Here is a 15,464-nt window from a genome sequence, read left to right as displayed (position 1 = left end):
GCCAATCGGCGCTACGGAAGATCGGCGGCTACACGAACCAACAGCCGGGTGAGGTTGCCCGGAACACCGTCCAGCGCATCGATGGCCGCCTTGTCGAGATCGGCCTGCATCGGTCCATCCACGCCGGCTTGGGTTCCGGCGTCCGTCCAGGTCTCACCATCGATCGACCACGATGCGGTGTAGTCGCGACCCGCATGCCCTTGCCACATGACCGAGAACAGGCCCTCGGTATTGTTCAGATCGAGCACACGGAAGGCCGATGCCGCGTCGCACGGATCCGTTCCGGAAACAAACTCGTCGAGGTTGCTCTGGCCGTCGCCGTCCTTATCCTCCGAAGCATCGGACGGGTCATCGAGGTTGAGCCCGTTGGCCGTTTCGAACTCGTTCGGCATGCCGTCGGCATCGTTGTCCGGCCTGCGTTCGTAGAGCGTCGCGGTGCCTGAGACACGCAGCGCGTCGATCACCCCCAGCAGGTCGGTGCCGGTCTGGCTGGTCAGCTCGCTGCGGATCGTGGAATCGGATGTTACCCCGCTGATCAGGTTGTTGTCCTCCCCGAGGTCCACATCGAGCCGGAAGAGTTGTTTCGGAGTGCCTTGGTTGGTACCCGCGGCGCTGGGAATCGTCTGGTCCGAAGAGTCCCACGAGTTGTTGTCGCCGCCACCGGAGCCGTCGATGAATTTCCAGCCGCCCGGAGTCACGATTCCCAGATCGCCACGGCCCGCCGCCATGATCACGCCGGGACGGGAGGGCCCGGGTTTGGCCTGACCGTGGAGAAGGTTGAGGAAACTTTCGCCATCGGTGGCGACTCCATCGGCAAGTTCATCTCCGAAATGGGCCGCCACGCTGGCGAAGATGTCCACCTGTGAGACGGGGTCCTCGACAATCAAACCCGCCGCCGAACGGCCCGGCCAACGAACCATGAACGGCACCCGTGTTCCCCCTTCCCACACGTCGCGTTTGTTGCCGCGGAGCGGACCGTTCGGATCGCGACCATAGGCGATCGAGTGGCTCATCGCGGAGTTCTCCGGACCGTTGTCGGCCGTCAGAATGATCACGGTATTGTCTCCGTAGCCGTTGGCATCCAGTGCATCGAGAACCCGGCCGACCATCGAGTCCACCTGCTTCATGAAGGGACCGTAGATGTATCCGTTCGCATAATCCGCGTCCTGGAACTCAGGGATCACGACCCACGGTTTGTGGGGATAGTAGAGAGGGACGTAGCAGAAGAACGGGTCGGGATCGGAAGCACCGGCCCGGTCGGCAATGTATTCCTCAAACGCCTCGATCATCCGCGGCCCGGTATCGAAGGCCGAATAATGATCGTCACCTAGCGAAGCTCTCGAGTCGATCCCCGGTGACTGGACGCCGGTGTTCAGGTCGCCGGTGCTGAACCACCTTACTTCTCCATTGGCGGCACTTCCATCCGTCACCTGCGCTTGGGTGGCCGCCTGATTCGCGGCAATCGCGGAAGCAAACTCGGCGGTGTCCGGAACGATCGGAACATACCCGCCGGCGCCACTGTTCGCACCGGGGTGCCAGATCGTGTTCCGGTTGTCCTCTACATACAGGTACGGGCCGAAGTTGTTCGTCACGCACATCCCGTGGAAGCGGTCGAAGCCGTGGTCCGTGGCGTGGTTCACGATCAGGCGGGACCAATCGATGGTCGTCGGGTCGGTAGGGTTAGTGGTAATGCGGCTCCCGCCCGGAGCGTACCACTCGCCGCCAAGGTGCCACTTCCCGAACGCGGCGGTATCGTAACCCCGCCCCTTCATGTATTCCGCAAGGGTGACATCCGAGAGCAATGGAACCTCTTCTTTGCCCGCCCCTCCGTAGCAGTAGTAGCCGGTGATACCGTTGAAGAGCCGCCAGTTGTACTGGCCGGTCAGCAACGCGTAGCGGCTCGGCGTGCAGATGCCGTTGCTCGAGTGCCCTTCGAGAAAGGTGACGCCTTGCTCGCCGATCGAGTCCATGCGCGGGGTCGGCGCCGGCGGGGTGGTGCCGTAGAGGTTCGCGTAGCGTGAGACGTCGCCGAAACCCATGTCGTCGGCGTAGATGATCACCACGTTCGGCTGGGCCGGACTGCTGGCGTGATCCGGCCGGCTTCCGGCGTCGTTCGGATCCGAGCCGAAGGCCGTCTCGGCATCGTCTCGGTAGCCATCACCATCGGTGTCGACGAACGGAAACAGTTGAAACGCATTCGGATCGGTACCGCCCGCGATTTCGTCGGCGTCGTTGGTCCCGTCCCCGTCACTATCGGCCTCCAAAGGATTGGTCGGATCGCCCGGAGGAGTCCCGAGCACTCCCCCGCTCCACGGATTGAGGGTGCCATTCACCTCATCGCCATCCGAGAGCGTGTCGTCGTCGCTGTCCGAGTCCTGCGGATCGGTGCCGACTTGGTACTCTTCCAGGTTGGTAAGCCCGTCCGGACCACCCACCGCATCGTTGTCGAGGTCGGCATCGAGCCCACTTGTCTTGTCGAGACCGTTGTCGTCCTCCCATTGGTCGGGCATCCCGTCTCCGTCGGTGTCGACGAGGACCGTGATCTCCAAGGTCGGCGGTCCGAAAGCCAGTCCCGCGAATCCCACGTTGATCATCGTGACCAGCAGCCCCTCGTTGTCAGCAGGGTCGCTTGCCCAGCTTTTCACCGTATCGAGCAAAGCCGATCCCGTGACGACGAAGGTGCCTTCCACGTCCGGGTTGGACGTATCCGTTGTGGTCCCGAACTGCTGGTAGGAGTTGGTTCCGAAGTTCTCCAACTCCGTTCCCCCCGCCCCGGTCGGAGCCTCGCGCCCGAGATTCCATGTCGGGTAATTTCCTCCGTCGTCATCCCAGTCGCTATTCACATCGAACACCTTGAGCGAGTTGCCGGTGGTGACCGTGTTGAGCCGGCCGATCTGCAGAATGTTGAAGGTGGCGCCGGTGATCAGACCCGGATCCACTCCACTCAAGGCCGAGATGTCGAAGCGGAGATACCATTGCGTTCTCCACTGCTCGTTGCTGCCGCTTTCCCGCTGGCGGACCGTGCCGCTGTAGGGGCCCGTGAACCATCCGTCGCCCGGAACTGCGGGAGCGGTCAAAGGATCGGTGTCGTTCTGGCCGACCAACTGGCTGTCGGTGAGCGTCGAGAGCGTGACGTCCGCATGGACCTGGCCGACCCCGGCAAGCGCGAGAAGGGCTGCCGGAAAGCTGAGACGGATTGAACTCATGGATTTTGGGAAAGGAAGGCACCCACCTGCCCGATGGGTGCCCGAGGAAGCTTTGGGAACGGTGAACCAACCACCTTACGGTACTTCCTCAATCCGGTAAAACGCGCGATCGGAAACCGGAAGACTCGAATCCGTGAAGTCATCGGTGGCAGCGGCCGGAAGCCGGGGACCATCCACCACATCGGGAAATCCATCCTGCAGGTTCAGCGAACGCACCATTCGGTACTGCTTGGCCGGATCGAGACCTTCGACGGTCGCGGTGAAGGATGAGCCATTCTGGTCGGTAGCGACGACACGAAGATCCGCCGCGACCTCGATCTCCCGCACCTGGATGAAGGGAATGTGGGTGCCCGTCAGGTCACCGTTGGCGAGGAATTGCTCCCAGAAGAACTCCTGCACGGTGGAGGCGGCGGTGAAGGTTCCGGTGAAGAGCACCGCCGGCCGGTCGGGACCACCGTAGATCGAGTTCGTGGGACCGATGGGATCGGTTGCGACATTTCCGCCGACGCCATCCGCGGTCATGAAGCGGTCGATGATGCCGCCGCTGCGATCGTCCACGCGCCCGAATTGGATCAGATAAGTCTTCCCGGGAGTGAGTCCGGTGACCGCGAGACGGGGAACGAAATCCGCATCGGCTACCGTGACGGATTGGAACCAGAAGCTGGTAACCAGCGGCGTGAGCGCCGGATCCTCAAGATCATAGAACCCGTTGACGTTACCCGCGCTCAAGGACCGCGATTGGCTGCTCATGAAGGTCTGGAGATTCGGGGATGCCTTCTCGGTCAGGGTATCGACGGCTCCGACGAACGGGATTCCGTTCACCGTTACATCCTCGCCGTCGATGTTCTCCGCGAAGAGGAGCGTGCCTTCGGTGGAAAGCAGAGCCGCGGAGCTCATCTCCTCGACCGTCCACGCGATGGCCGGGAAAGTCGGGGTGGAGAGCCCGTCAACAGGACTGCTCCCGGCCTCGATCTCAACGTAGTCTTTGTGCCCGTCGTCATCGCTGTCGCCATCGGTGGGCAGCGTGACGAATCCGTCGGCGCCCGCCACAAGTTCCTCGTCGTCCCGGATGAGATCCCGGTCGGTATCCTGACGGGTCGGGTCCGTTCCATGGACGAACACCTCGTCGGCATCGCTCAGCGTGTCGGAGTCGGTATCGACTTCCTGCGGATCCGAGCCGGCGGTCTGCTCTCCCGCATTGTCGAGGGTATCGGAGTCCGGGTCGCCGGTGGCACCGTTGTCGCCGGTCGGGTCGTTCGGATCGAGATTGCCTTCCACCTCGAAACCATCGAGCAAGGTGTCTTGGTCGGTGTCCGGATCGTTGGGATCGGTGATGGACCCGTTGGAGCCCGAAACCTCGTCACCATCGAGAAGGCCGTCGTCGTCGCTGTCGGGGTCCAGTGGATCGGTCGGCTCGCCGTCAGGTGGATTGCCGGCGGGAGGGTCGCCCGGAATGTGACCGACGAGATAGGGGTTGAGCGCACCCGACAGCTCATCTTGGTCCTTCAGGTTGTCCGCATCGGTGTCATCGCTGATCGGACTGGTTCCATAGGTCACGATCTCGTCGAGATTGCTGAGAGTATCGAGATCCGGGTCACCTGTGGGGCCGTTGTCTCCGGAGCCGTCGAGCGGATCGAGTCCGTTCAACACCTCCTCGTCATCGAAGAGCGTGTCGCCGTCGCTATCGTCGGAATTGGGATCGGTCACCGACCCGTTACCCGCGTCGAGTTCCTCAAGGTCGGTGAGATTGTCCCCGTCGGTGTCGGCAGAGTTGGGGTCGGTCGCCTCTCCGGGCGCCGTCGTGCTGACGCCACCGCTCCACGGGTTGAACTGCCCTGTCAATTCTTCGCCATCCAGCAACCCGTCGTCGTCCGAGTCGTCGTCGAGCGGATCGGTGGCCTCCGAGCCGAAGGGATTGGACGCACCGGTGGTTTCGGGCCCGTCATCGATGCCGTCGCTGTCGCTGTCGGCCACGTTGGGATCGGTGCCTGCGAGGTATTCTTCGAGGTTGGTCAGTCCGTCATCGTCGAACAAGCCGTCGTTGGCGCCCTGGGCTCCGTCCGCCGAGTTGGTTTTGTCGAGTCCCGGCGTGGCGTCCTCGTAGTCGTCAGGCATCCCGTCGCTGTCACCGTCGGGCAGCACCTCAAGCGTGAGTGTTGGGGTGCCGAAAGCGAGACCGCCCAAGGCCGCCTGCACAAAGGTGGCGAATAAGCCCTCATTATCTCCCGGATCCGCCGCCCAGCTTTTCACCGTATCCAGCAGCGCGGCGCTATCGACGGTGAAGACCCCCTCGACATTGGTGTCGGACTGATCAGCCGTCGTTCCATAGATCTGGTACGAATTCATCCCGAAGTCCGCCAGCAAGGTTCCCCCCGGACTCCCAGTGGGAGCCTCCCGGCCGAGATTCCACGTCGGGTAGTTCCCCCCGTCGTCATCCCAATCCGCGTTCGGATCGAAGATCCGAAGCACATTGTTGGTCGTCAGCGTGTTCAGCCGTCCGATCTGGGGAATATCGAGCGTTGCCGACTGGATCAGGTGAGGCTGGATCCCGCTGAGGGCGGCGATATCGAAGCGGAAATACCACTGCGTTCTCAACTGCTCCTGGTTTCCGCTCGCTCTCTGGCGCACGGTCCCGGCGTAGGCGCCGGTGAACCACCCGTCACCGGGTGCCGCCGGGAGGAGGAGTGGATCAGAGTCGTTCTGCCCGACCATCTGGGAGTCGGTCAGCGAGTTCAGGACGATCTGGCCGGAGGCCGGCAGACCAAGGGCCGCGATGGACAGGAGTGCCAGCAAACAAGGGCTGGCGGAGCGACCGCGGGGTCGCGAAGGGGACGGGTTCGGGAGCATGTTGGCTTTTTTCGGGTTTCGGAGCCGCGAAGCCCCTCTCTTCCCCTCCATGAACCGCCCGCACCGACATTGGGACAGCTCGATGGAAAAAACTACTCCTCGACCACGATCTCGAAGCGGCGTCTGCAGTCGATGCGGCTGCGCAGAAGCGCGGGATTGATCTGCCCGGGCAGGATTCGGACCTCCTCAAGGTCACGCAGCTCGATCCGGTTCGGGAAAACCAGATTCTCGCATTTCCGCAGATCAAGCCGGCGGACCGGAAGCGCGTTCAGCGACGACAGATTGAAGCGGTAACGGAGATCCAAGGTGAGTTCGAGCACCGGTGCATACTTCAGCACGCAGTCCCCGGACCCGGCACCTTCCTGCAATGCGAGAACCAGCGGCCGGTCCGACCACAGGAACAATGCGCGGTGATCAGGGTCGTAGCGACCGATGACGCGCTCGCCGCCGCCGTTCATGTACTCGACCAGCCCCATGACCGGCTCGATGCCTGCGCTCGATTTGCGAACGGCATGGTCGTAGCTGAGGATCCGCTCCATCAGGGGATCGCGACCCGGATGCACCGTTCGCGCCTTACGAAAAAAGCCCGCGAGCTGCTCGGGACTGGGACGGCGGCTCCCGCTGAAGTCGAAATGCCGGAACTTCCGGGCAAGCTTGAGATCGCCTGCGAACTCATGCTTCTTGGGAACCCCGGCCTCCAGGGCCGATCTAAAGTCCAATTGGATGCAGGACAGCACGAAGGTCTCAAAGCTGGCTTCCTGATTCGTTGGATCCAGCGAGAGCGCCACCTTGGCGAGGCCGCGGGCTTCGGGAATGGACTTCGCCGGAGCTGAAAAGACGCCGAGGTTCTTCAGGCTGTTCGCCGACTTCGCCAACTTGGCGGCGAGCTCCTCACGCGACTGCGCGGTCTCGGCCAGATGACTCTCGATTCGCGCGGCGGACTCGTCGACCCGCGCCGCGAGCCGACCGGCCTCGTCTTCAAGTTCCCTCGCCCTGCCCCGCTCGCTCTCGGTGACCAGACGTTCGACGCTGATCCGCTGGAGAAACAACCCGGACACCACAATCACCACAGCGATCGCTCCGAAGAAGATGGATGCCGGCAGCTTGTGCCTTCGCAGGAACAGGGCGGATGCGCGGAAGAAGCCCGGCTCCTCGGCCACGGTGGCATGGCCGCCCAAATACTTCGACACCTCCGAGGCGAGTTCCGCGACAGAATCATAGCGCTGCTCCGGGTCCGCGGTGCAGGCCTTGAGCACCACCGCGCTGAGACTTTCCGGCACCATCCGCTGCGGATGGCGCAAATGCGGTGGAGGGAAGGTGCCCCGGGCGGTCTTCGCCAAAAGCTCCTCCTGGGAAGTGCCCGTGAATGGCGGCACGCCCGTCAGGATCTCGTGGAGCACGCAGCCAAGCGCGAAGACATCCGTGCGGACGTCCTTCCTCCCCGCCGGCACGATCTGCTCGGGAGCCATGTAGCCGAGCGTCCCCTTGATCTCACCGTGCAACGTGATGTTTCCCACCGATTCCTTCTGGCCGGGAAAGGGAAGACCGTCATCAGCCGACTCGGGCTCGGCAATCTTCTTGGCAAGGCCCCAATCGCAGACCAGCACCTCGCCGAAACGGTCGGCCTGGATGTTGCCGGGCTTCAGGTCGAGATGGAGAAACCCGTGATCGTGGGCATACGAGACCGCATCGCAGATCCTCAGGAAGATCCCGAGCAGCTCCCGCCGCCCACTCATCCCGCGCTCGCGGATCACGTCCCCGAGGGTGGTCTCACCCTTCAGGTCCATTGTGAAATAGGGACGCCCCACACCATCCACGCCGACGTCGTAGATGTTGATAATGTTCGGGTGGTTCAGCGATGAACTGACCCACGCCTCGTTGACGAACAAATCGTAGAACTCCGCTCCCCTGTCCTCGCGGAGCCGCGCCATCGCCACCCACCGGCGTGCCCGGCAGTCCCAGCACTTCGAGACCTCCTTCAGCGAGCCCATTCCGATCGACGTCTCGTCGCGATACCGGACGTCCGACTCCGCGAGTTCGATGTACGACGGACACAGTGCTTCAAGCCCCGAGTCGTCGAGAAGGTTCGCCTCCTCGTAAGCGCGTTCGAGTCGCCTGTCCGGCGTGTAGCGGGACTCCGGCGTGCTCATGGCTCGAGTTCGGCGGTCAATGCTCGGATCTCCAGATAGAGCCGCTTCTTCACCCGCTTCCGGAGGGTGTAAACAGACGAGATACTCAGACCGGTCGCCTCGGAGATCTCATCGGCCGACCTTCCGTCCAGCCCCATCTCGAAAACCTCCATCGCCTGCCCTTGGAAGACCGAGCGCACGCGCTCCATGGCGAGACTGGAAACGTAGGTCTTCCATTCGCTCTCGATGAACTCCTCCAGTTCGGACGAAGCGCCGTCGGGCCCTTCCGCCAGCAACTGCTCGCCGTAGCGGCTCAGGTGGGCGCTGCGGCGTTTCAGGGTCCGGAGGTGGGTGAAGGCGGCATTGCGGATTACCGCTCCGAGCCACGAGCGGAACCGGGCCCGGGAACGGTCGTAGGTCGGCAGGTCGCGGGTGAGGCGGACAAGGATCTGCTGCGCTAGGTCATCGACCTCGTCCCGGCCGACTCCGATCTCGTGGAGGATGTAGCAGATGAACCGCCGGTAGTTCTCGACGAACTCGACCCATGCCCGCTGGTCGCCCGGATCGCAGGCCCGACGGATCAGACTGTGACGTGTTTCGTACGGCTCCACCGTTGGCCGTTCTAGTCGGACGGCCACGGGCTGCCGAGGAAATTCAGGGCTGACCGTATGCTGAATGGTCGTGCCCATGCCGATGGGTCATTCTGCAAGACGTGGTGCGGTCGCCTTGCTCTCCCGGAGACTGGCGAGCTTCTTCCTAAGCTCTTCCACCTTCTCCGGCATCGCTTCGGCCAGGTCCTTCCGCTGTCCGATGTCGTCCTTCAGATTGTAAAGGTGCACCGGCCCCTTCTCGGCCGGCGTGTCGTGCTTCTCCAGCCACGACTTCGGAACTCCGGAGAGGTGCCCGGTTTTCGAATCGATGAGGAGGTAATCGCCGTGCCTCAGCGCGTACTGCCCGGCCTTGGTGTTGTGGACGATCGACTCCCGTCCGCTGGTCGGCGCACCTTTCAGAACCGGCATCAACGAGAACGAATCCTCGGCACCGGACTTCTCCGGAAGCTCGCATCCGGCGGACTCGGCCAGCGTCGCGAAGACGTCCGTCTGCGACGCCAGCGCGTCGGTGGTCGTTCCCGCCTTGGTCACCCCGGGATAGCGGATGATGAAAGGCACGTGATGGCCGCCTTCATGAATGTCCCTTTTGCAGCCGCGCAAGGGATGGGACGACCAGTGGTCGAACTTCTCGTCGCGGGCGTAGCAGTAGCGCTCCGGACCATTGTCGGCACTGAAGAAGACGATCGTGTTGTCCGCCTCGCCGGACTCCTCGAGTGCGGCGAGCAACTGGCCGACCGAGTCATCGGTCTCGAAAACGAAGTCGCCGTAGGGACCCGCCTTCGATTTGCCGTCGAACTTGTCGTTCGGGATGATCGGCGCGTGAGGCGACGGGAAGGCGAAGTAGAGGAAGAACGGCTCCTCCTCGGCGGCCAGACTCTTGATCGTCTCGACCCCTTTGGCGGTGGTCGTCGGAATGTTCTCGTAGGGATTCCAACCCGTGACCATCGGCCCGGGCCGGCACTCCCAGTTGCCCTCCTTGATCGTCGGCCACACCTTGGTGTCCATCTGGGTGTCGGGTGCCTTCACCAGCTTGTCGTCCTCGATCCACGCGTAGGGCGGGAAGTTGATCACCGTGTCGCCGAAGTAAGAATCGAAGCCGATCGACATCGGTCCCTCCGGCACGGACTTCGACCAATCGAAGTCCGAGTGTTTGACCGACTTCTTCGGCGTTCCCGGTTTGCGGATGGCGTCCCAGTCCCAACCGAGGTGCCATTTCCCGATCGCCGCCGTCCGGTAGCCGTTGGCCTTGAGCATACCGGGCAGCGTGAGTTGTCCCTCTTTGAAAACCGTGCCACCCAGCGCGCCGACGATCCCATGGAAGTCGCGCCAGTGGTGGCGGCCCGTCAGCAACGCGTAGCGCGAGGGCGTGCAGATCCCCGAGGACGAGTGGCCGTCGCGGAAGGAAAGGCCTTCCGACGCGAGCCGGTCGAGATTCGGCGTCGGGATCTTCGAATCCGGGTTGTAGCAAGTGAGATCGCCGAAGCCGAGGTCATCGGCGTAGAGCACGAGGATGTTCGGCTTCTGTCCGGCGAAAGCCGGAAGGGCCGAGCTGATCAGGGCGGCGCAAAGCGGGAGGGTGAAGGCCTTCATGGGAATGGACTAGGACGCGGAACGACCGCGAATCCTTCCAAGATGAGCCGGTCCCGCCGGAATTGGGACACCCGAATTGCCGGCAATTGGGGAGCGGCTCGCCAAACCGCCCCCTCTCCTGCCGCATCCGTCCGGTCCTACTCGGCCGACACGCGGGCGAACAGCGCCGGGTTCGCCAGCAAAGCGGGCGTGACCGTGACGGTGACCGTCTGGATGTGATACGGGGCCCCGGTGTCACTGTCGACGTTCTCAACCGCCCCGAGATCATCCGGCCAGCCCGCGAGATCGGTGCTCGTCTCCGTTGTGTAAGTCAGTCCGGTCTCGTTCGGATCGCGACGCGTGTAGGTGAACGTTCCACCTGCCTTGGTGAGCGGTGCCTTGATCGGATTCACATCCGACGGATCAGTCGGATCGAGTCCGAACGCGTACTCCTCCTCGTTCGTGAGGCCATCCATGTCCGGATCCTCACCCGGAGCACCGTCGGTGTTGGGATCCAGTCCGTAGAGGCCCGCCCAGGTGTCGTAGTCGTTCGCCACGCCGGCCGTGTAGACGAGCTCGAGGTCGTTGCCGTTCTGCTGGACCGCCCACGTGCCGAGGGCACCGGTGGAGACCGCGAATGCAGCGCCGTCGACAACGAATGCGTTGGCACTGAAGCCGGTGATGCCGGAGGCGGTCGTCACCAGGGTGAAGGTGGTCGTCGTCTCGCTGAAATTCGCGAGCGCAAGATCCGCCACGTTGATCGTGACCGGGTTGGCCATCGTCGCGGTGATATTGAGCGAGTCCGCACCGATCGTGTCGTAATCGGTGCCCGCGATGAATGCCAGCCAGTCGGAAACCTCCCAGTCATACGACGAGTCCGGACCGAAGGTCAGTTCGCCGGCCACGGTGAGCGCACCCACCGAAGTTCCGGGTGAAATGGTGCCGGTGATCGTCGCGTCACCCGATGCGGTTCCGTCGCCCGCCAGGATCGCTCCCGATTGCACGTCGACCGTGCCCGTGCCCGACGTCCCTGGCGAAAGCAGCGTGAGCGTGCCGGCTTCCACGACGGTCGATCCGCCGTAGCTGTTGGCACCGCCCAAGGTGAGATTCCCGGCACCCTGCTTGGTCAGACCTCCCGTTCCGCCACCGCCGGCAAGCATCCCCTGGTTAAGTCGGGCGTCGTTGCCGTTGGTGTCGATGAAGACTCCGCCATCGAGGACATTGACCGCATCGAGTCCTTCCATGAACCCGTTCAGCGCGCTGTTCGCACCATCCACGATCACAGTGAACGTTCCACCATCGAGATTCACGGTCGTCGCTGCGGCTGCATCCAAATCCTGCACCGCGGCGCAGAAGATGTTGCCGCCACTCAGGAGATTCAGGGTCGTCGATGCCGAGTTGGTTCCGAGTTGGACTTTGCCGCCGCCACCCCCGGCGGTGAGGATCAGGTCGCCGGCAATGGTCGCATCGTTCGTGCTGGTCGGATCACTGACGCCGTAACCAAGTCGCAGGTTCGCGTTCGCATTGGTGATCTCCGCCGAGCCGCCGTTGATCACCGAGAACTCGGAGGTTCCCCCATTCAGAATGCACATCACACGGATCGCATCCCCACTGACCAACGAGGCACCATCGATGACGATCGATCCTTCGCGGACTTCGAGAATCCCATCCCAGTTCGCATCACCTTGAACCGTCAGGGTGGCGAGACCGTTCTTCACCTGGATCCCTCCCTGACCCGGAGCCGTGCCGGAGGTGCCGGTCCACGTGGTCGGATTGTAGATCCGGACCGTGCGGGTGGCCGCGGCGAAATCGATGTCTCCGGTGAAGGTCATCGCCGCTGGATAGGTGCCGCTCACATCACCGAAGGCCGGATTGTCACCGATCAGCACCGGGTTCGCGAAGGTGCGCGGCGTTGCATCGGCGGGCGCGACGCTGCCGCCATTGATGAAGATCTGGCCTGTGCCAAGGAGGCCGTCGCTGCCGACCAGAATCAGTCCGTCGTCCAATTGCGTGCCCCCTGCAAGATTGTGTGCCACTCCCAACTCGGCAACTCCGCCGCCGGTCTTGATCAGCGTTCCGTCACCGGTCAAAACCGCCGTCAAGGGAGCGTTCAGCGTGCCCTCCAAACCGAAGAATGCCCCGGATGCGGCGCTGTTGATACCGCTGCCGAGCTGGCCGTCGCCGGTCAATGCGACCGTCCCCTCGACCACGGTCGTATCGACGAAGCTGTGCGAGCCAGCACTGAGAGTCAGCGTCCCGGTGCCTTCGTGAGAAATGCTTCCCGTCCCGAGGTCGATCGATCCCGAAACCCCGGCGAGGCCGTCCCCTTGGAAGATCACGTTCGCACCACTTCCGCCTCCCGAATAATCGAGCGCGGTTGCCGCCGCGAAGTCGATCGAAGTGCCGGCATCAAACGCGAGGATGGAGTCGCCTTCGACGCTGAGCGTGGCATCCCAGATGATTCCGGTGCGGCTGTTGAGAACATGGAAATCCGGAAGTGCCGTCGTCGGGCCACCCACCAGCGTCACCGGCTCGCTGACGGTGCTGCCGTTGGGCAGCGGGTTGCCAATGGCCAAGCGGGCGGCGTCCTCGACGATGGTTCCCGCAGAAACGTCACCGAGCGCGGTGGGATCACCGATCGCAAGCGAGCCGTTCTCAATGGTCGTGAGTCCGGTGTAGGTGTTGGCCCCGGCGAAGGTCGTGTAGGTCCCGGAAGTCGGGTGGCTCTTCAGCACGGCGCCGTCGCCGGAAATGATGTTCGGCAATGAGGCATTCACCGCGACCTGGAAAACCCCGGGCGCGTTGATCTCGATCGGGCCGGTTCCGAGCGCGGCGTCCTCGACAATGATCGGCCCGCCGCCGAGATCGACACTCCGGCTCAGGAAGAGCGTGCCGTCATTGATCATCGTTCCGCCACCGAAGGAGTTCTTGGTCGCGATCGTCGCCGTGCCCGTGCCGTTCTTCACGAGAGTCGTGAGCGGGCCGGAGATATCACCGGTGCCGGCGGCGGAGGTGATCGTGTAGTCGTTGGTCGAGTGGTTAAGCGTCACCGAACCGGGCTCGACGAGCAAATCGAGGTTCACATCGGTGGTGCCGCTTGCGGTGTCGTCGAAGAACGCCACGTCGCCCGTCACGAACAGGCCATCGGTCGACTGCCAGTTCAGGGTCGCGAGATCCCAGTTCGCGTCCACCGCACCATCCCACACCGACGGCGGAACCGCGGTGATGCGCAGCACGATCGCCGAGCCGGTATCGACCAACGAGCCGGTCGCGTGGCCGAGATCGGTCTGGAGGTCGAGGTAGACCGTCGGATCCGGATCGGGCGGCGTGGTGGCCCCGGAGTACTGGATCAGCGGATAGTCACCGACTTCCCACTCGGCGAATTCGTCGACGTAGACGAAGGTTAGCCCGCTGGCCAGGAACGCGCCGTCGGCTGCAATCGTCAGCGTGTCGGTCGAGGCAAGACCGTTGAGATCGAAATAGAGGTCGGCATTGTTCAGATCGAGGGAGGCGGTATCGATCGCCCCGATCACGCCGGGCCCCGCCGGGTCGATGACCGCTCCGCTCGCAGAATTCGCCAGCCCTCCCGTGGCACCCGCAGTTCCATCGAGGTAGAGATCTCCCGCAACACTGACGAGGCCATCGATGGAGCCGCTGCCGCCAAGCACCGCACCCACGGCGACCGACGCCGGCCCGGCCAACGAACCATCCACCTGCAGCGTGCCTGCGGAGACATCGGTCAGTCCGGTAAAGGTGTTGGCATTCGAGAGGAGCAGCGTGTTGGGCGATGTTTTGAGGATCCCGAACGACCCGCCGCTCTCGCTGATCGCGTTCGAAAACTCGAGCACCGAGCCCGCGCCACCATCGATCTCAATCTCGGCATCGCCGGTCAGGGTAACGGGCGCGCCGATCGTCTCGTCCACCGCTTCCGCCGAATTGACGCCGGTCCACTGGAACAGCGCGCCTCCTTCGAAGATGATGTCCCGCTCAATCGTGCTGAGCACGGCGTTAAGTCCACGATAGACGCGGAGCTCGCCTCCATTCCGAACGGTGATCGTCCCCATGCCGCCACCGGCCAGCGTGACACCGCCTTCCAATCCGATGACCCCCGAAACGATGTCGAGGTTCCCCGCCGAAACGGTGCCGCCCTTGATCTGCGTCTGCGAGCTTCCGGTTCGGGTCAGGGTGAATCCGGCCAAATCGAGAATCACGGTCGAGGGCGGATCCACTCCGTTGAGGCCGATGTCGAAGCGGCCGGTGCCACCCACGGACGCGTCGGCGGTCAGAGTGACATCCGAGAAAAGCTGCTGGGCGTTGGGACCGGTGTGCTGGAAGGCACCACCGCCGTCACCGTCACCCGCGAGGAAAACCGCTTCGCCCCGGACGTTGATGTTCGCGGTGTTGATCAGCGTGCCACCCGCCTCGACCGTCACGCTGCTGCCGTTGCCGGTCAGCCCGTAAGCCTCCGGCGCTTCCATCTGCACGGTCGCTCCGCTCTGCACGGTGAGATTCCCCTGCCAGAGAATGCCATCCGAGCCATCGCCGTTGATCCGGACCAAGCCATCTCCGGTCACGATCACGTTTCCGGGACCGTCGAATCGCCGGTTGTTCGGGCTGTTGTCACTGCGGAGTCCCATCTCCAGCGTGCGACCGCTGGGAATGTTCCAAACCTGGTCGTCGCTGACGTGGAAGCTGGCCACCAGCAAGTCCCGCGGCGCGGCCGACATGTCGATCCCCCCCGCCCCGACGCCGACCCAGTTGGTGCCGCCATTGTTGAGGTTGATGCGCGACGTGACGGTCGTCCCTTCCACCCGCAGGCCGCCCCACTCAAGCTGGCCTCCGGTAAACTGGCTTCCGGTCGCGGTGAAAGTGTCGTCGAAGACCGCGGTATCGGACGCGGTGGGAGCGACACCGCCGACCCAGGATCCTCCGTTGACCATACTGGTCGTATTCCCGGCCTTGACGATGTCGGCAGCGTGCGAAAACGGCACGAGCCCTCCGGCCACAGCAATGCAGCAGATTGGGTTTTTCATGGGTTTTATAGGTTTCCAATCACCTACGACCTCAGAAATGAAAACGTAAACACGTTTCTGCATAAATCT

6 protein-coding genes are annotated in these 15,464 nt (G+C 63.3%); all 6 read right to left on the bottom strand.

All coding sequences use genetic code 11. From position 1 onward, the window contains the following. Positions 1-11 precede the first annotated feature (11 nt). The 6 genes from HAHE_RS14695 to HAHE_RS14670 all read right to left on the bottom strand — a co-directional run bounded on the left by HAHE_RS14695 (position 12) and on the right by HAHE_RS14670 (position 15,395). Positions 12-3,206 (bottom strand): sulfatase-like hydrolase/transferase, encoded by a 3,195-nt coding sequence (locus HAHE_RS14695; RefSeq protein ID WP_338685459.1) that lies wholly within the window; start codon positions 3,204-3,206, stop codon positions 12-14. Between the two features lie 75 nt (positions 3,207-3,281). Next, positions 3,282-5,999 carry a hypothetical protein gene (locus tag HAHE_RS14690; protein WP_338685458.1) on the bottom strand — a complete coding sequence of 906 codons (2,718 nt, stop codon included), beginning with the start codon at positions 5,997-5,999 and terminating at the stop codon, positions 3,282-3,284. Between the two features lie 146 nt (positions 6,000-6,145). Continuing rightward, positions 6,146-8,203, bottom strand: a complete 2,058-nt coding sequence (locus HAHE_RS14685; protein ID WP_338685457.1) for a serine/threonine-protein kinase — start codon at positions 8,201-8,203, stop codon at positions 6,146-6,148. Then, the gene (locus HAHE_RS14680) at positions 8,200-8,793 is read right to left on the bottom strand and encodes a sigma-70 family RNA polymerase sigma factor (RefSeq protein WP_338685456.1); all 594 of its coding nucleotides are present in this window, start codon (positions 8,791-8,793) and stop codon (positions 8,200-8,202) included. Before HAHE_RS14680 ends, HAHE_RS14685 begins: the two co-directional genes overlap by 4 nt. Positions 8,794-8,880: 87 nt before the next feature. Beyond that, on the bottom strand, positions 8,881-10,383 hold the full coding sequence (locus HAHE_RS14675; protein ID WP_338685455.1) for an arylsulfatase: 1,503 nt from the start codon (positions 10,381-10,383) through the stop codon (positions 8,881-8,883). Positions 10,384-10,520: 137 nt separating this feature from the next. After that, positions 10,521-15,395: a beta strand repeat-containing protein gene (locus tag HAHE_RS14670; protein ID WP_338685454.1), complete on the bottom strand. Its 4,875-nt coding sequence runs from the start codon at positions 15,393-15,395 to the stop codon at positions 10,521-10,523. Positions 15,396-15,464 lie beyond the last annotated feature (69 nt).

This window comes from Haloferula helveola, from assembly GCF_037076345.1.
GTDB lineage: Bacteria > Verrucomicrobiota > Verrucomicrobiia > Verrucomicrobiales > Akkermansiaceae > Haloferula > Haloferula helveola.
This window is presented reverse-complemented; position numbering and strand designations above follow the sequence as displayed.